Annotated in this window: 16 protein-coding genes; 8 read left to right on the forward strand and 8 right to left on the reverse strand. The window is 39.9% G+C overall.

The window, feature by feature from the left end; all coding sequences use genetic code 11:
- The first annotated feature begins 14 nt into the window (after positions 1-14).
- Positions 15-1,493: a betaine-aldehyde dehydrogenase gene (betB, locus tag G6Q48_RS13475; RefSeq protein WP_166266949.1), complete on the forward strand. Its 1,479-nt coding sequence runs from the start codon at positions 15-17 to the stop codon at positions 1,491-1,493.
- Positions 1,494-1,532: 39 nt separating this feature from the next.
- Positions 1,533-3,212: a choline dehydrogenase gene (gene betA, locus G6Q48_RS13480; RefSeq protein WP_166266951.1), complete on the forward strand. Its 1,680-nt coding sequence runs from the start codon at positions 1,533-1,535 to the stop codon at positions 3,210-3,212.
- A gap of 258 nt (positions 3,213-3,470) precedes the next feature.
- Here the strand turns inward: betA and cutA are convergent, their stop codons facing one another.
- On the reverse strand, positions 3,471-3,818 hold the full coding sequence (cutA, locus tag G6Q48_RS13485) for a divalent-cation tolerance protein CutA (RefSeq protein WP_102139302.1): 348 nt from the start codon (positions 3,816-3,818) through the stop codon (positions 3,471-3,473).
- 641 nt (positions 3,819-4,459) lie between these two features.
- Here cutA and G6Q48_RS13490 point away from each other — a divergent pair.
- A complete protein-coding gene (locus G6Q48_RS13490) occupies positions 4,460-5,932 on the forward strand; it encodes an anion permease (protein WP_102139301.1) in 1,473 nt (490 codons plus the stop codon).
- Positions 5,933-6,007: 75 nt separating this feature from the next.
- On the opposite strand, the gene G6Q48_RS13495 is transcribed toward G6Q48_RS13490, so the two are convergent.
- A complete protein-coding gene (locus G6Q48_RS13495) occupies positions 6,008-6,214 on the reverse strand; it encodes a 3-oxoacyl-ACP synthase (RefSeq protein ID WP_242685815.1) in 207 nt (68 codons plus the stop codon).
- 357 nt (positions 6,215-6,571) lie between these two features.
- Here G6Q48_RS13495 and G6Q48_RS13500 point away from each other — a divergent pair, with 357 nt between their 5' ends.
- Together G6Q48_RS13500 and G6Q48_RS13505 are read left to right on the forward strand one after the other, a co-directional pair.
- Positions 6,572-7,444 carry a DMT family transporter gene (locus tag G6Q48_RS13500; RefSeq protein ID WP_102139299.1) on the forward strand — a complete coding sequence of 291 codons (873 nt, stop codon included), beginning with the start codon at positions 6,572-6,574 and terminating at the stop codon, positions 7,442-7,444.
- Positions 7,445-7,674: 230 nt separating this feature from the next.
- Positions 7,675-7,995 carry a hypothetical protein gene (locus tag G6Q48_RS13505; protein ID WP_166266955.1) on the forward strand — a complete coding sequence of 107 codons (321 nt, stop codon included), beginning with the start codon at positions 7,675-7,677 and terminating at the stop codon, positions 7,993-7,995.
- A 53-nt stretch (positions 7,996-8,048) separates the two neighbouring features.
- Here the strand turns inward: G6Q48_RS13505 and G6Q48_RS13510 are convergent, their stop codons facing one another.
- Entirely contained in the window at positions 8,049-9,140 is a 1,092-nt protein-coding gene (locus G6Q48_RS13510) for an NADH:flavin oxidoreductase/NADH oxidase (RefSeq protein WP_166266957.1), read from the reverse strand.
- Positions 9,141-9,682: 542 nt separating this feature from the next.
- Here G6Q48_RS13510 and G6Q48_RS13515 point away from each other — a divergent pair.
- Positions 9,683-10,999, forward strand: a complete 1,317-nt coding sequence (locus G6Q48_RS13515) for a CitMHS family transporter (protein WP_166266959.1) — start codon at positions 9,683-9,685, stop codon at positions 10,997-10,999.
- A 108-nt stretch (positions 11,000-11,107) separates the two neighbouring features.
- Here the strand turns inward: G6Q48_RS13515 and G6Q48_RS13520 are convergent, their stop codons facing one another.
- Positions 11,108-11,887 carry an LEM-3-like GIY-YIG domain-containing protein gene (locus G6Q48_RS13520; protein WP_102139295.1) on the reverse strand — a complete coding sequence of 260 codons (780 nt, stop codon included), beginning with the start codon at positions 11,885-11,887 and terminating at the stop codon, positions 11,108-11,110.
- Positions 11,888-12,234: 347 nt separating this feature from the next.
- Between G6Q48_RS13520 and G6Q48_RS13525 the strand changes: the two genes are divergently transcribed.
- Positions 12,235-12,945 (forward strand): RNA ligase family protein, encoded by a 711-nt coding sequence (locus G6Q48_RS13525; RefSeq protein ID WP_166266999.1) that lies wholly within the window; start codon positions 12,235-12,237, stop codon positions 12,943-12,945.
- Positions 12,942-14,081, forward strand: coding sequence for an AAA family ATPase (locus tag G6Q48_RS13530; protein ID WP_166266961.1), 1,140 nt, complete (start codon positions 12,942-12,944; stop codon positions 14,079-14,081). Before G6Q48_RS13525 ends, G6Q48_RS13530 begins: the two co-directional genes overlap by 4 nt.
- A gap of 44 nt (positions 14,082-14,125) precedes the next feature.
- Here the strand turns inward: G6Q48_RS13530 and G6Q48_RS13535 are convergent, their stop codons facing one another.
- From G6Q48_RS13535 to citX, 4 genes are all read right to left on the reverse strand, one after another.
- The gene (locus tag G6Q48_RS13535) at positions 14,126-15,178 is read right to left on the reverse strand and encodes a 4-oxalomesaconate tautomerase (protein ID WP_166266963.1); all 1,053 of its coding nucleotides are present in this window, start codon (positions 15,176-15,178) and stop codon (positions 14,126-14,128) included.
- 303 nt (positions 15,179-15,481) lie between these two features.
- On the reverse strand, positions 15,482-16,915 hold the full coding sequence (locus G6Q48_RS13540; RefSeq protein ID WP_102139292.1) for an anion permease: 1,434 nt from the start codon (positions 16,913-16,915) through the stop codon (positions 15,482-15,484).
- Between the two features lie 249 nt (positions 16,916-17,164).
- On the reverse strand, positions 17,165-18,055 hold the full coding sequence (gene citG, locus G6Q48_RS13545) for a triphosphoribosyl-dephospho-CoA synthase CitG (protein ID WP_166266965.1): 891 nt from the start codon (positions 18,053-18,055) through the stop codon (positions 17,165-17,167).
- Complete coding sequence (gene citX / locus G6Q48_RS13550) at positions 18,042-18,581, reverse strand: citrate lyase holo-[acyl-carrier protein] synthase (RefSeq protein WP_102139290.1); 540 nt, start codon at positions 18,579-18,581, stop codon at positions 18,042-18,044. The genes citG and citX overlap by 14 nt, the downstream gene beginning before the upstream one ends.
- Between the last annotated feature and the right edge of the window lie 2 nt (positions 18,582-18,583).

An 18,583-nucleotide genomic window follows, 5' to 3' on the forward strand; every position in this document is an offset into this window, starting at 1 on the left:
TCTGAGGAGATAATATGCAACATCCACCGATACATAAGCTTTATATTCATGGTGGTTATGTCGACAGTTCACAACCTGAATGCGGGCAATTTCCTGCAATCAACCCTGCAAATGGCGAAACTATCGCAAATCTGCAATCTGCGACCCTTGAAGATATCCAATGGGCGGTAGAAAGCGCCAAACAAGGCCAGAAAGTTTGGGCGGCAATGACCGCGATGGAACGCTCACGTATTTTGCGCCGTGCGGTGGATATTTTACGGGAACGTAACGACGAGTTGGCTTATATCGAAACTCTTGATACGGGCAAACCGCTTTCTGAAACTCGTTATGTGGATATCGTCACAGGGGCAGATGTCCTTGAATACTATGCAGGTTTAATCCCTATGCTGGAAGGGCAGCAGATCCCTTTGCGTGACAGCGCATTTGCTTATACCCGCCGTGAACCGCTGGGAGTTGTGGCAGGGATTGGCGCATGGAATTACCCTATTCAAATTGCGTTATGGAAATCAGCACCTGCTCTAGCTGCGGGTAATGCCATGGTGTTCAAACCCAGTGAAGTCACGTCGTTAACCGCATTAAAGTTAGCTGAAATTTATACTGAAGCGGGTGTGCCAGCCGGGGTGTTTAACGTGGTGACAGGCCAAGGCGGTGAAGTGGGGCAATGGTTAACGGAGCACCCTGATATTGCCAAAGTTTCATTCACTGGGGGGATCGCAACGGGTAAAAAAGTGATGGCGAATGCGTCAGCCTCTTCTTTAAAAGAGGTGACGATGGAACTAGGCGGTAAATCACCGCTAATTATTTTTGATGATGCAGATTTAGATAAAGCTGCAGATATCGCCATGATGGCAAATTTTTATAGTTCCGGCCAAGTGTGTACCAATGGAACACGGGTTTTTGTGCCGAAATCACTCAAATCACAGTTTGAAGACAAGATCACTGAACGTGTGGCGCGCATTAAAATAGGTTCCCCCATTGACGATAATACTAACTTTGGGCCATTAGTCAGTTTTGCTCATATGGAAAATGTGTTGCGTTATATTGCGTTAGGCAAACAGCAAGGTGCGAAATTATTGTGCGGAGGTGAACGCTTGATGGATGGCGATTTCGCTCAGGGAGCGTATGTTGCACCAACGGTATTTACTGATTGCAATGATGAAATGCAAATCACGCAGGAAGAAATTTTTGGTCCTGTCATGAGTATTTTAAGTTATCAATCGGAAGATGAAGTGATTGCCCGTGCAAACAACAGTGTATATGGGCTTGCTGCAGGGGTTGTGACACAGGATCTAACGCGTGCGCATCGTGTTATCCATCAATTAGAAGCTGGGATTTGCTGGATCAATACATGGGGTGAATCACCCGCTCAAATGCCAGTAGGGGGATATAAGCATTCCGGTGTTGGCCGTGAAAATGGCGTAATGACATTGCAAAATTATACACAAGTGAAATCTATTCAAGTGGAATTGGGGGAATTTGCATCCGTTTTTTAATCACATCATTTTAATTTGACTGAAACAGAGGAGATAACAATGGTCTATGACTATATTATTATCGGTGCTGGTTCAGCCGGTAACGTTCTTGCTACCCGCCTGACAGAAGATCCAGATGTTACTGTGCTGCTCCTTGAAGCAGGAGGACCGGACTACCGGTTCGACTTTCGCACACAAATGCCAGCGGCATTAGCCTACCCGTTACAGGGGCGACGTTATAATTGGGCTTATGAAACTGATCCTGAACCGCATATGAATAACCGACGAATGGAGTGTGGTAGAGGGAAGGGGCTCGGAGGCTCATCATTAATTAATGGGATGTGTTATATCCGAGGGAATGCCCTAGACTTTGACGGCTGGGCTGAAGCACCTGGCTTAGAAGACTGGCGTTATCTCGATTGCTTACCTTATTTTAGAAAAGCAGAAACGCGTGATATTGGCCCTAATGATTACCATGGTGGAGATGGCCCAGTCAGTGTGACAACACCGAAGAATGGCAATAATGTGCTATTTCATGCGATGGTGGAAGCCGGTGTACAAGCAGGGTATCCACAAACAGATGATTTAAATGGGATCCAACAAGAGGGTTTTGGCCCGATGGATCGCACAGTCACTCCTCAAGGGCGACGAGCAAGTACAGCAAGAGGGTATTTGGACCAAGCGAAAAAGCGCCACAATTTAACTATTCTTACGCATGCCACTACGGATACCATTGAGTTTGAAGGGAAAAAAGCGGTTGGTGTTAAATATTATCAAGGTAATAGCACTACGCCTACGGTAGTGAAGGCGCGCAAAGAGGTTCTTTTATGTGCAGGCGCGATCGCATCTCCCCAAATTTTACAGCGTTCTGGAGTTGGGCCTGAAGATGTTTTGGCTGAGTTCAATATTCCAGCTGTGCACGTTTTACCTGGTGTAGGGCAAAACTTGCAAGATCACCTTGAAATGTATTTGCAATATGAATGCAAACAACCAGTTTCACTATATCCAGCCTTAAAATGGATAAATCAACCCAAAATAGGCGCTGAATGGCTATTTAAAGGGACAGGAATTGGCGCAAGCAACCAATTTGAAGCCGGCGGGTTTATCCGCACCAGTGAAAAATTTGCTTGGCCAAATATTCAATTTCACTTTTTGCCTGTGGCGATTAACTATAACGGTAGTAATGCCGTTAATCAGCATGGTTTTCAAGCCCATGTAGGTTCAATGCGTTCGCCGAGCCGAGGGCGAGTTCGTTTGAAATCTTTAGACCCAAGGCAGCATCCGAGTATTTTATTTAATTACATGTCATCGGAGCAGGATTGGGAAGAGTTTCGTGCTGCTATTCGTATTACCCGTGAAATTATGGCTCAGCCAGCACTTGACCCATATCGTGGGGAAGAAATCAGCCCCGGTAAACAGATTAGTACTGATGAAGAGCTAGATACATTTGTCCGCGAGAGAGCAGAAACCGCTTTTCACCCCTGTGGAACCTGTAAAATGGGGCACGATGATATGGCGGTAGTGGATGGTGCAGGGCGAGTTCATGGTATTGAAAATTTACGAGTTATCGACGCATCAATTATGCCGCTGATTATTACGGGGAATTTAAATGCAACGACTATCATGATCGCGGAGAAAATCGCCGATAAAATTCGAAATCGGTCTCCGTTGCCCACAAGCGATGCAGATTATTATGTCGCTGGTGGTAGGCCAGTGAGAAATCAGCCCTTAAGGGACTAGTTTATCCACGAAGATTTCACGTATAAAGCGATTGATATTTATATCAGTCGCTTTTTTAGCTAGACAGAATATGTGTTAGCTAATTTTTAGACAAAAAAAACCTCCAAATATTAAGGAGGGAAAATAAATATAAAGCGAACTTATTTATATAGCATTAATTTACGGTAAACCATAGCCGACCAGTTGAATTTATTTATACAAAATGATTCTAGCTCACAATTTATAACGTTATAGTTATTAAATTCAGATTAATACCTATTATTTAACGGAGCTAATCAGCCATTGTAGATAATTATCTTCAATTTGGCTTGGGTCTAAGCGAATGAGTTCTGGAGTTTTATATGGGTGTACTTCTTTTATTGCATTAAACAAATTGAGTTGATTCCCTTGGGTTGTTTTGATCAAGAGTAAGATCTCCTTATCTTGCGTGATATTACCATGCCATAGATAAACAGATGTTATTTCAGGGAGTAGAGAAACACATGCAGCTAAACGATTGGCTAGTAAATGTTGGGTAATTTTAATTGCACTTTCATGGCTATTAGTCGTGCATAACACAATGCATGGACGTTGAGCATTTGTGGAGTAAATTTGTTCAGTGGACATTTCATTTCCTTCTTAGTCATATTTGGATGTGTTTTATTGCTCATATTTATAGATTAGGAATAAAAATTGTATTGGGAAAAAGCATAATCACTATAAGTGTTTTTTAGCATGATCAGATTAGATAATAACTAATGATAATTAAGTAGAAGGTATTGCTTCAATAGTGGATTGCTCGTTTTTTAAGCAAAAATTGCCATTATTATAATTTTTTATATATTCAATATAATTTAGAATATTTCTTGGTTTTATTTTATTAATTCGATTCAGCAAGCATAAATTGAGGGTAAACTATAAAAATAATTGAAATTTTAGTATATTAAGAAACAAATTAGATTATGTGATAAATGTGAGTGTATGTATTGCTAGCCTAGTAATAGAACAAATAATAAGCCCAGTTTTATTTTTACCCTTATTAATATAAGTGTAGGCTTACCTTTTTGTGCGAAAAATATGAAAGGTTAATTACTGAAATAATATATTACGTTTAGTTACAAAATAAATTACATTTTTTTATAAAAGAATCTACGTACTGATAAATATCAAGGTTTTTTAGCTATATATTGTTAGTCTAAAGATAAAATTAGAATATATAACTGAAATTACTCTGTATTTCCATCTTTAAACGTGTATGGATGAACTCTATGAATAAGCTGACACCTTTAAAACCTGTTCCAACGTTAATCGCAGTTGCAATAACATTAATTATTTGGTTTTTAATTCCTGTTCCTGAAGGTGTTAATCCAAATGCGTGGCATCTTTTAGCATTATTTGTAGGCACAATCGCTGCGATTATTGGTAAGGCTTTACCAATAGGTGGTGTTTCTATTGTCGCTATCTCATTAGTTGCAGTTACCGGGGTGACTAATCCTGAATCAACTAAAGGTGCAATTGCGGATGCATTAAGTGGTTTTTCTAATGACTTAATTTGGTTAATTGGTATTTCTATCATGGTTTCCATGAGCTTGAACAAAACAGGTTTAGGGGCAAGGATAGGTTATTATGTCATTTCTTTATTTGGTAAAAAAACATTGGGTATTGCTTATTCATTGGCAATAGCAGAAACAATATTGGCTCCTGTGACACCAAGTAATACTGCACGAGGTGGGGGAATTATTCACCCAATTATGCGTTCTATCGCTGATAGTTTCGGGTCTAAGGCGGATGATGGTACTGCTGGGAAAATCGGTCGTTACTTGGCTTTGGTCAATTACAATATTAACCCGATTACATCTGCAATGTTTATTACGGCAACAGCCCCCAACCCACTGATAGTCAGCCTGATTGTAAGTGAATTAGGGCAAAAAGGGGAGCTAACTTGGGGAATGTGGGCCATTGCAGCATTTGTACCTGCCATTATCTCCTTGATTTTAATGCCTCTGGTCATTTATTTGATGTACAAGCCTGAAATCACCTCTACGCCGGATGCGCCTAATTTTGCCAAAGAACGTTTACAGCAATTAGGGCCAGTTTCATTACCTGAAAAATTAACATTAGCTGTTTTTGGGTTGTTATTACTGATGTGGGCAGGTGTACCTGCAATGATTTTTGGACCCGCATACAGTGTGAATGCAACAACAGCAGCATTTATTGGCTTAAGTATTTTATTAGCAACAGGTGTCATCAATTGGGATGATGTCTTAAAAAATAAAGGGGCTTGGGATACGGTAGTTTGGTTCTCCGCTTTGGTTATGATGGCATCTTTCTTAGGAAAATTAGGCCTAATTAAATGGATGTCAGTTTCAGTCGAAGGTGCCATTGCGAGTATGGGAATTAGCTGGGTATGGGGGATGTTGATCCTTGTTCTTATCTATGTTTATTCTCACTATTTCTTTGCTAGTACAACCGCACATATTACCGCAATGTATGCTGCATTTTTAGCCGCGGGCTTATCTCTTGGTGCACCGCCAATGTTGTTAGCTTTAACGCTTGCTTTCTCGTCATCATTAATGATGTCATTGACTCATTACGGAACAGGTACTGCACCCATTATCTTTGGTTCTGGCTATGCCACATTAGGCGAGTGGTGGAAAACCGGTTTTGTTATGAGTGTCGTTAACTTAGCCATCTGGTTCTTTATTGGTAGCGTTTGGTGGAAGTTCTTAGGTTACTGGTAATTAGCTAAATTAGAGATTGAAGATATTTAATAGAAATCGGGCTATCAGCTCGATTTCTTCTTTTAAAACCCCATGCTATAAATAAGTGGCTATTGTCACAACCAAACCACTAATTATCGAAATCAGCATCACTTTTCCCCAACTGAAGACTGACGACGATTGTAATGCGTGTTGCCATAACAAACTTATCTCATCCGCATGCGCATATTTTCTCTTATTGATCGCAATCTTAATTTTTTTGATTGTATCGTTATCTATCGGTAATGTTTTTTGAATAACCATGCTATGACCTTCCATTAAGTTGAAGATGCAACTTCAATCAGTAAGACTGGTACTTGTTTGCCTACCTTGATTATCTCAGGTCATGTAAAAAGAAAAATTGATGAACTTGTATGCAAACTTCCTCATTTATCGTATTTGAAATAAGACTTAATCTATTTAATAAGAAAAAAGGCGGCTTGGAAGTAAAATTATCGTTATTAAGAGGAAATGGCTCTTAATTTAAGGTCATATTTATCATTTTTTACGAAACATTATTATTTGGAGCGGTTGGAGATAAAGGCCATAAATGTGATTGGTTTAGATGAAAAAGCCAGTATGATGTAGCAGAGAGTCTTTTTAATTTATCCAGAGGAACACATGTATTCGCAAAGAAAGGCAGAATTTTTCTTGGTGCTTACCACGATAATTGCAGCTTGGGGATGGGTATTTTCCCGAGAAGCAGTGCAGGGAATGCCAATATTTGCCTTCCTAGGTAGCCGTTTTTTATTCGCGGCCATCATTTTAGCCCCTTTTTGTCGGGGGAAAAAAAATAGAATAGCGGTGAAGCAATTACCCAAAATATTAATGACAGGCGGTTGGATGTCATTAAATATGGTGCTTTGGATCCACGCAGTTGCGATAACAGACTCAATTGGCGAAGGGGCTTTTATCATGAGCCTGGCGATGTTGTTTGTTCCCTTAGTCGCATGGGTGATTTTAAAAAATAAACCTGTACGTTATTTCTGGGAGGCACTTCCTGTCGCTGTATTAGGGCTGGCATGTTTAACACTATTCAAGGCTCAGCTTGAGTTTAAAGCAAGCCAACTTTGGTTTCTTGGCGCCGCAATTGTTCAGGCTATCTATTTTTGTTATACCAGTTTATATACTCGAACAATTCCTCTTTTACCGTTAACGACCATTCAACTTGCCTGTACTGGAATTACAGGACTAGTTTTGTCACTTTTTTTAGAAGAGTGGCCAAGTAGCATCACGATACCCACTATGATGTGGTTTATTGCTAGTGTGGTGATAGCAACGAGTTTACGGTTTGTATTACAGCTTATTGGCCAAAAAAATACCACCGCAGGAAATGCCGCAATTATTATGATCCTTGAACCTGTTATGACCGTATTTGTAGCGGCTATTTGGTATAGTGAAAGAATGCCTTTTATCCAAATTGTTGGCTGTGTGCTAATTTTATCATCATTATTCTATTATCGATGGCGTTGTTCTAATTCATTACCTAAGTGAAATACAGATAATAAAAGATGGGGCAATACAGATTTTTTATAAGAAAACAGCTATGATTAATATGAATAGTCAGTGATAGGGATATTAATCTTAATAAGAACGTCTTATTTGGTGAATTAAGATTAATGGTATTGAAAACATAAACGAGATATCCAAAATAGCGTGAACTAGGAATAATAGGGGTTTATTATTATCATCTTAGTTAAAGCTAAATAGGAAATGGGCATAAAATGAAAAAATTAGCATTAATATTAGGTATGGCGGGAGCGATGGCTGTGCTGTCTGCATGTTCTGATGAAAAATCAGAAATTGCTGAATACAAAGAAAATTTTGTAAATACTTGTGTGGTTGCATCTGGTAATCCTCAAGGTGAAACGGCAAAAGCAGTGACTGCAATTTGTGGTTGCGCCTACGACAAAACAATTGAAAAATATGGTTTGGCCGAGTTTAAACGTATGGATGCGGAGCTAGAAAAATCAGGTACTGCAGAACCTGAATTCCAAAAAACGATGATTGAATTTGTGCAACAGTGTTCGACTAACGCGCGTTAATTATTTATTACTCGCAGCTATTATCAATTAGCAATAGCTGCGAGTTTATTACCTTACTTAAATAAGTGCTTAAATTGATGTGGGGCACAGCGCCGGTATTGTGGCGCAACGTCTATTTGTTCATTCAATTCACTCGCTGCTCGCCAAGGCCATCGTGGCTCAAATAAAATCCCCCTACCAATAGCGACAAAATCAGCTTGATGGGTTGCAACAATGGCTTCTGCTTGTAAAGGTTCGGTAATAAGGCCTACCGCAATAACAGGCATCATGGTGTTTTCATGAATAGCTTGGGCTAAAGGGACTTGATAATTTGGACTTAATGGTATCTGTTGCTCAGTTGATAAGCCACCTGACGAAACGTGGACATAATCACAACCCAAATCCTCTAATAATTCTGTTAGCTCAATTGATTCTGGTACATTCCAACCCGATTCAAGCCAATCTGTTGCGGAGATCCGCACGCCAATTGCAACATTAGGGTTAATTATTTCTCTCATCTCATGAAAAATATTAGTAAGTAAGCGGGTACGCCCTTTAAAGCACCCACCATATTCATCTTGTCGTAAGTTTGATGCCGGTGATAAGAATTCATGCAGTAAATATCCGTGAGCAGAATGGATCTCAATAACGTCAAAACCGGCTTTTTCAGCACGAATTGCAGCGTCAATAAATTGCTGTTTGACCTGTAGAATTTCATCAATAGATAATGCATGTGGGATTGCATTCTCACCAAAAGCGATTGCTGATGGTGCAACGGTTTGCCAACCATTTGGTTGTGTAGGATGGATACTTTTACCCCCTAACCAAGGTAACTCGGTTGATGCTTTTCTACCTGCGTGGGCGATTTGTACCCCTAAACGCGCATCTGAAAAATGTCTGATATCGCTGAGCATTTTCTGCATGGCTACCATTTGTTCGTCATTCCATAAGCCTAAGTCTTTGTGGGTAATACGTCCTTCAGGAACAACGGCACTGGCTTCTACAATCACTAAGGAGGCCCCTGACAAGGCAAGGTTCATATAGTGGGCGTTATGCCACGCTGTTGGCATGCCATTTTCTGCAGAATATTGACACATCGGGGGAACAATAATTCTATTTTTCAGCGAAACTTGGCCTATTGATGCAGGTGAAAAAAGGCGGCTCATTGGAACATTCCTTATTAGCAAACTTAAATTACTTTAATATTATACTTAGTTCTCCAAATTTTTTTTGTGAGATGGTGTGGTATTACGGGCTAAATTTTGTTTTTACAGCGGATCGGTGATAGAAAATCAAGTAAATTTTTGCATATTTGGCCAAAAGCATAAAAAGTATATTTCCCTAGCAACATGATGAAAAAAGAGGGAAAAAATATAAAAAAATAAGATAAAAAATAAAATATTATAATAGTTATTAATTTTTGATTGTTATAATTCTGTAACTTATAAATAAAATTAATATTCACCATTGTGGAGTGGCGTTAATGTCCTCTTATGGTTTTAATGGTTCTAATAGAGAATAAAGCTATTTTTTTATTTTAAATGATAATTTAAATAAGAATTAATGCATTGTTTGTGAAGCAAAATTATAAAATATTCCTTGCGGTTATATTAAATGGTTTATATAAGAAACATGCTTATTAAGCTAATGCGAGCCAAGCTGAATTTTGTGTTCACCTGAAAAATATAATTCTAAGAAGGAAGTTGATGTGCTGACAATTATTGGTATTTTAATCATTATATCGATAGTAACATTATTGATGATGGGGAAAGTTAGCCCAATTATCGCAATGTCTTGTATTCCCTTTATTGGTGCTTTATTTGCTGGTTACTCTGTTGCTGAAATTTCAGTATTCTTTGAAAGCGGAATTAATAAAGTTTCAAAAGTCGCAGCTATGTTTTTATTTGCGATTTTATTTTTTAGCTTAATGAAAGACCTGCATATTTTTGTTCCGTTGATCCGTTTAATGGTTAAAATGACGCGTGGGAATATTATTGTTGTTTGTATTATGACAACGTTAATTGCAGGAGTTGTCCATTTAGATGGTTCAGGCGCAGCGACATTCTTAATTATCATTCCTGCACTATTACCTTTATACCGTCAATTGGGGATGAGTCCATACCTTATGTTGCTGCTGATGTGTGCCAGCATGGGGGTTATGAATATGGTACCTTGGGGCGGGCCATTAGGCCGTGCTTCGGCTGTCACTGGAATTGATGCTTCGACCTTATGGCAACATTTGATCCCAGTACAACTCATTGGTATGGGTGGAGCAGTGGTATTTGCTATCTTGATGGGATTACGTGAGAAAAGACGTATTGCCGCAGCAAGTTTGAAAGGAACAACGCCATATGAAATGGATTCTTTGTTACCTGTCAGTGACGACACTGCAGATATAGCGGAAACGGTTCATAAGCCTAAAAAACCACTCATTAATGGTGGGTTAATTGTTGCCTCCGTTGTGTGTTTAGCATTTGGTTTATTATCTGCACCTTATGTTTTTATGATTGCCCTTTCTATTGCCTTGATGGTTAACTTCCCTAACCCTAGAGACCAAATGAAAGTTTTGGCAGCCCATGCTCCGCAAGCATTGGGAATGGTTGCCATTATCTTAGCGGCGGGAGCATTTTTAGGTATTTTATCTGAAGGTGGCATGCTTGAGTCAATCGCAACAGACTTAACCGCTATTTTACCAACAGAATGGGTTTCTAAAGTTCATATTTTTGTTGGTATTTTAGGTGTGCCAATGGATATTTTTACCAGTACCGATGCTTACTATTTTGCACTATTACCAATAATTCAACAAATTGCAGGCACAGTTGGTGTTGACCCATCTTCCGTTGTTTATGCCATGGCGATAGGTAACAATGCAGGAACCTTCGTGAGCCCGTTCTCTCCAGCAGCATGGTTAGCAATGGGATTAGCTGGAATTGATATGGGGCGCCACTTACGTTATTCGTTCGGTTGGATTTGGTTGTTTAGTTTCTTTTTATTAGCGGCTGGGGCGGTACTCGGCTTGTATTAAATACTCTTAATCTGAAGTGCTTGGGAATATTGAAGGTGTTCTCAAGCACTATCAAAAGATGATTATTGCTTTTTCATCTTGAAGACTATTCGTGATATCTGTAATAGATTAATATCCAACCTTAACGAAAGGTGTTCCATAGCTCCTATCTCTATTAATTACTTTTCCTACATAAAGTTTACGAACAGAATCGTCAGCTTTACGTCCGATAAATTCCCACCTATCACTATCACGTTTAATATTGTCTCGAGTAAAATATTGCTGTGTACCTGCTTTTACCCATCCATGCACTTCATAAACTTCTTTAATGATATTGTTATATGTTGCATAGGCGTATTTGATATTACTGTCATTTCTTGGGATATTAGCCCAAACCCCACGGGTTACTTCAAATAAAGAAAGTTCATCCATACCTGATTTATAGAGTTTGTTCAAAAGAAAGGCCAAACCGGAATGTTCTTTTTTAATGTCAACTTGTTGTTCAGTATGTAGATCATGTATCTCGTTTAAACTCAATCGTCCTAGTTTAGTTGTTTTGCCTCTCACTTTATTTGTTAAGCTGTCGACACCCAGTAGATCGATACAAGTAGCTTCCACAACAAATGCGGTATCTTCATCCATGCCATGTCGTAAAATATCAATGCCTAGTTTATTTTGCTTGTGTAATTTCTCTATTTTTTCTTTTTTCTCATTTAATTCTTCAACTAGATCTTTATCTATTTCTTCTGAGTTTATATCAATAGCTTGGTATATGTGTTGTAAGCAACGATCATTCACTCCTTTTCCTATATAAAAAGGGCGACGCTCTTCATCTGTTAGCTCGCATAATGCGTATACGTAGTATTTTAACTTTTTCAAGGTTGTTTTATATTTATCAAAATCAGTCATTAAGTTACTCCAATATTTTTGAAAACCACGTTATACAGGTTAATAAGTGGTTTCAATTCACTGATAAACTAAACAAATAGGCTTATTTGGGCTTCTAGATTAATAGGGAGTAGGTGATTTTTGTGTGTAGAGCTAAATTAGGAATAAATTGATAGCCTTTTTCTTGACAAATAGACTAAAATTCAATTGTTTTCCTGCAATTTCGCTAATTTTAACCATTAGCCAAGTAAAAATGAGGCCGTCACTCGGAATAGATATGTAATACCTACACTTGATTTCTCAACAATTAAAGACGCAAATCTAGCAAAAAGATTTGTGGTTATTTCTATTTCTTTAGAGAAAGCATGATGAATATGCAATCAAGAAAGTATGGTAGAACGTATCACTATCCGTTCTCCCCAGGTACGACGAGTGATGATCGCATCAATAGCGATTGGTGGTCGCACATCCAAAATATAGACAAACTGGTTCATACAGAAAAACTGGATGGTGAAAATAATTGTTTAAACCGTCACGGGGTTTTTGCACGCTCTCATGGAGCGCCAACCCAATCAGCATGGAGCCAGCAAATTCGCCAACGTTGGCAGCTGATTAAAGATGATTTAGGGGATATTGAACTATTCGGTGAGAACCTTTACGCAATACATTCCATTGAATATCAATATATTGAAGATTACTTCTATGTGTTTGCGGTGAGGCAGGGGGAGTATTGGCTCAGTTGGGAAGAGGTGCAATTCTATGCGGCTCTATTTGATTTCCCATCCGTCCCTCAATTAGATTTATCACTCAGTAAACACATGAGCAAGCAAGAATATGCAAGTTCATTAATTACTGCAGCATCATTAGATAGCCAATTTATTGCGCGTGATACTCACACGGGTAAATCTTGTAGCATGGAAGGTATTGTGAGCCGCGATAGCCAAGGCTTTCATGTGGATGATTTTATGGCGCATGTTTTCAAATATGTGCGTAAAAACCATGTTAAAACGGATATCCACTGGAAGCGGCATTGGCAGAGAGCCAAGCTGGCCTTTGAATTACAAGGAGAACAACCATGAGTTGGCAATTAACCCAATGTCGTGATTGGACACAGCTTGAAAAACAGTTCGATTTTGTGCGTGATATGCAGTATGTGCCGCAAGACCGCTTGCACCATGCGGAAGGTAACGTGGCTATTCACACCCAAATGGTGTTAGCTGCTTTAGAAGGTTTGCCTGAATATCAACAGCTTCCTGAGCTTAAACAACAAATCGTTTGGGCTGCAGCCTTGCTGCATGACATCGAAAAACGCAGTACGACAAAAGAAGATGAAGAGGGGCGGATCCATTCACCTGGACATGCCAAAAAAGGTGAGTTATCTGTAAGAAATATATTATTTCGACAAATAGAAACTCCTTTTGCTATTCGCGAACAAATTGCGGCTTTAGTTCGATTCCATGGTTTACCGCTTTGGTTAATGGAAAAGCCAGATCCTGAACGCACGTTATTTGCCGCATCTTTACGGGTTGAAATGTCTTTATTGTGCATGTTAGCGAAAGCTGATGCGATAGGGCGTACGTGTGAAGATAAAGCAGAATTATTGGTCAGAATCGAGCTATTTGAGTTGTTCTGCCGTGAGCAGGGCTGCTGGAACCAACCTAAATTATTTGCGTCAGCGGCTGGGCGCTTCCAGTATTTTCATCATCAAAAAGGCACCACGGATTACCAGCCTTTTGAAGAGAATGGAAGCGAAGTGATTATGTTATGTGGTTTACCGGGGATGGGAAAAGACCATTTCATCAAACGGTTTTACCCACAAACGGCAGTAGTTTGTTTAGATGATATTCGCCGAGAACATAAAATCAACCCAGCAGATAAAAATGCACAAGGGTGGGTCGCTCAGCAAGCGAAAGAACAAGCGAAACAGTTATTACGCACGAAAACCCATTTTATTTGGAATGCGACGTCACTGAGTGCCTCATTACGGGGAACAATGATCAGTTTATTTGAACGCTATCAAGCAAAAATCCATTTAGTTTACTTGGAAGTACCATTTAAACAGTGGCGGCAACAAAATCAACAGCGTCAATATGCGGTACCGGAGCAAGTGATGGAAAAAATGGCCGGGAAGTTGGAATTGCCGACGCCAGATGAAGCTCATCAAGTTTCCTATTACATTGATGGCAATTTTGAACCGTTACTTGCAGAAAAATAAAATTCATCACCTGCCTCTAGATAAGAGGCAGGCTATTATTAGTTTTAAGGAACGTATACGTTGCCTTCAAACAGTTTTCTTGCCGTACGAACAATTGATGCTTGAAGCCCTTCCGGTGAGTTGCCTTGCGGGCTTAATGATACCTCAAATTTACCACTTAAATGCTCAATGGAAATGTTGCTCATATCAACAGGCTGAATGTATTGCTGAGTAATACTGTCCGGGATCATAGTGCTTGTGGCAATGGCAATAGCACCCGTTACGGCAAGCGCACCATGGCATTTATGTGGCATAAAATAGCGGACATTAATTGTTCCACCGTGAATGGCAGGTGAAATCAATATGGGTTTAGGAATGACTTTTTTACTTACATCACCAAGCCCCATCATTGCACCCGCTTTTATACGAATAGCCTCTAGCTTTTGCATAAACTCGGTATCTGCTTCAAGTTGTTCCGCGGTTTCATAACCTGTTTTGTTAAGCTGAGGGGCATCAATTAATACCACTGGCGTCGCCATATCAATGCAGCTGACATCAATACCTTCAATAGTATCAATCGCATGGCCTGTAGGGAGCAATTTCCCTGTTTTTGTTCCACAAGCATTTAAAAATGTCAGTGCAACAGGCGCTGCATGGCCGGGTACGCTAGCAATTTCGGTATTACCATCATAAGTTACATGGCCATCAGGGGTTTGTACCCTAGAGTTGATGAAAGTATTCGTATTTACATTGCGGATCCTAACCGTGGTTGTTTCACCCGTGATGGGCACCAATCCTTTTTCAATAGCAAAAGAACCCACTGCACAAAGAATATTGCCACAATTCGGTGCTGTATCAACAAGATGCTCAGTAATAGAAACCTGAGCAAATAGGTAATCAATATCGGCATCAGGGTGGGAGGAAGGGCTAATAATAGCGACTTTACTGGTCTGTGGGCTGCCTCCACCAATGCCATCAATTTGCAAAGCATGGCCAGAACCCATAATAGCGAGGATCAGTTCATCACGTTGTTGAATATCAGTGGGAAGGTCATCGGCTAATAGAAATACGCCTTTTGAGGTTCCGCCACGCATTAGTGTGCAAGGGATTTTTTTCATCTGTTTACCCGTCATATTTCGCGCTGTAGCTGTGTTGGCTACACTCAGCCACCCAAGTCACATACTGATGTATGCTCCTTGGGATGTCTTTGTTTTGCCGCCTTGCTACAACGTGAACTATTTAGGGTAAGCTGGGCTAATATTATTAGGTAAACCTAAGAAAGAATTAAGCTTGCTCCAATAAAATTCACGTTATAGCGCCAAGACTGCAAATAACTCTGGAACAGCGAGAAATTAATCATTTTGTTGTTAAATAGGGCACAATCATGATGGTGCCCGTCGTGTCGATTTATTGACTAAGAATTAAATTAATCCAGTACTGATTAAAATTTCCCACCAACCTAAACCGATAGTCATGTGAACGAATAAACTAATGAAGGCAACTAACCCACCGATGATCCACCAAGAACGGATATCGTTATAACCTGCACCGAATACGATAGGTGCTGCCGCGCCGCCATAGTGAGTAACGCTTCCGCCGTAGGCATTTGAGAACAATAATCCCAGTGCGAGCAACATCGGAGGAGCCCCAGCAACCATACCCACAGTGGCAAATACCGGAACCATGGCTGCAACGTAGGCACCACCAGAGGCGAATAAGTAGCGAATGGCAACACTGATGAACATGATGACAAAGAACGCTAGCATTGCTTGGTCACCGAAAGAAAGGTATTGGCTCATGGTATCTGCGAGCCACTTGAAGAAACCTGCTTTTGTGAGTACGCCTGACATACTGATAATACCACCGTACCAAATCAGGGTATTCCAGCCGCCTTTATTCTTCAGCACGTCATCCCAAGTTACAACACCGAGGATCAGAGTTAATGCCATAACCGCAATCGCGACGCTAGAAGCGCTGACCCCGATAAGATCAGAGAAAATCCAGCCGCACAGCGCGATAATGAAGACAATACCTAGCAATTTTTCACGCATAGTCATTGGGCCTAAATCTTCAAGGCCTTTGGCTGCGATCTCTTTATTGTTCACCTTTTTCAACTCAGGTGGATACAGTTTGTAGATCATTAATGGCGTCAAAATCAGCATAATTAAACCAGGTACAGAGGCTGCAAGCGCCCATCCGCCCCAACTTAAATGGATGCCCATAATGTCACTCATCATGGCAAGGGCGAGTGCATTCGGTGCCATTGCGGTTAAGAACATATAGCTGGTGGTTTTGGTCACCATATAGACGTTGACGAGGAGGTAGTGACCCGCTTTTCGTGGGCTTTTCTCTGGATCAGACCCTAAAGCAACGGCCACACTATTGATGATTGGGAAAACAATCCCTCCAGCACGTGCGGTATTAGATGGCGTCGCAGGCGCGATAATTAAATCAAGGATTGCGGTTACATAACCGAGCCCTAATGTTGTACCGCCTAACTTGCCAATCAAGATATAAGAAAGACGTTTACCTAAACCAGTAATAACAAAGGCAGCACTCAGAGTAAATGCAGCAAATACAAGCCATGTCGTACCGGATGCATATCCGCTTAAAACTTCACTTGCTTTGACATCTTTAGTCCCTGTTACCCCAATAATTACCGCACTGGCAGCAATAGTGGCTAATAAAATAACAGGCTCTGAATAGGGTTTAAGTACCAATCCAACAATAGCGGCAAGGTAAAGACCAAATAGCAACCATGCAATATGTGGTAGCCCCGCAGGTGTTGGTATTAAAGCAATAATAATTGGAATGGCTATTAAGACTAATAGCTTCCATATTTTTTCTTTTTGCATAAGCCAATTTCCTTGATTAAATCAATATTAAATTTATTTAATATTAAATTGAATGAACTTTAATATTAGGAATTTGTTAAAATGACAATGTTTTTAATATGGCTGTATCTTGAATGAATATAATGAATCTTATTTTCATTACTCATTCATTCTAAGGTATATAATTTATTTAAATAATTAATTGGTTTTTATTTGGTTAATTTGTTTTTATTTTTTAAATTATTCCTGTGTTAATTGATATTAAAATAATTACTTCATGTTAATTAAAGACTGGCTGGGTAATCGGGCAAAAAACCAAGTCAAAATTAATAAATCCGCACTTCCTCCTGGACTCATGTTTAGTTGAATACATTCACTGTCGAATTGTTTAACCTTAACTAAGTCATCATGGGTATTAATACCAGTGACTAATAGCTGTTCTGCGCGTTGCTTTACCCATGTTAATCCGTTGACGCCACCACGATTAACAATATTTGTATCATCATTCAGGCTCATGAGTAGAATTAAGGTATCGAGTAGGGCGATATCGGCTAGTTTACCTTTAGCAAGTTGTTGCAAATAATAAGGAAGTGAATGTTTGATTACTAACGAATAACCGCCTTCCGCTTCACCTCTTGCGCCTGTTAACCCATGTTCCTGATATAAGCGGCGGCCTGCGGTAGGGTTTTCGGTTTTTTGTTTAAGTTCATTGGTAATTCCCTTACACATACTGGCAACCAATAAGCTTACACTTTCAGGTGAAACAAATTGTTGTTGTGCAATCAAACGGCCTATTGCGGTTAAAACTAAACCCAAGGAAAAAATACTGCCTTTATGGGTGTTAACCCCTTTAGTCGCGCGGAACATCGACTTCTCGCAATCTATGCCGATAGGACGAATGAGGGGTAATAGCTGATCGATAAGACAATTTTTATATTGAGCACCTGCCTGTAAAAATCGAGGAAAATGTACCGCGATGGCATTGGCACTTAAATGAAAGTCAGTGAGTGCCATATCTTTATGAGCGCCGGTATTGTGTTTATCAACTAATCCAGGTTTAGGTGTCAAATTCACTTCGGCTAACATCGCTTGCCATGCTAATTGGCTGTAATAGCGAGTTAATTTCTCATTTATATGGCTGAGCTGTTTAATAGGTTGCATTCGCTAGCTCCTCAATACGATTAAGTATCTCTACCAATGAATGTGTCCGTTGACGAGCACAAATTTTCGCTTCATTTTCACAAACTAAGCATTGCCTTGGTGGTAAATTTAACTGGGAGCGCGAATATTGCTGCCCATTCGCATCAAATACATCAAAATCCCATAATCGACCAACGGGGGACGACTCTTCTAGGTGAATTAACGCCTTTTTAATCTCGATAGCATCGCCATCAACAGCGACCAAACATTCCGGCCCAGTTTTTAGCGCCCACGATTGTTGTGATAAAAACACCCACTGCCCGCATGAAGCAATTTGTTTAAGCGCATTTAGGCCCTGATTAAACACATGTCTAACAAGAGAGTTGTCTTTGACAGCTCCTGGAAAAACGACAGTAAATGAAATCAAGGTTACCTGATGGAGACCAATCCATGCTTGTTGACGAGCCAGACGGGCATCTCGGCTATCCAACAGTTCAGGTAAAGAAATTTCAAATTGCTCTTGAGTATCAGGCAGTGGGCAAAACATAG

Source organism: Providencia sp. M-27, assembly GCF_011077905.1.
Classification (GTDB): Bacteria; Pseudomonadota; Gammaproteobacteria; order Enterobacterales; family Enterobacteriaceae; genus Providencia; species Providencia huaxiensis.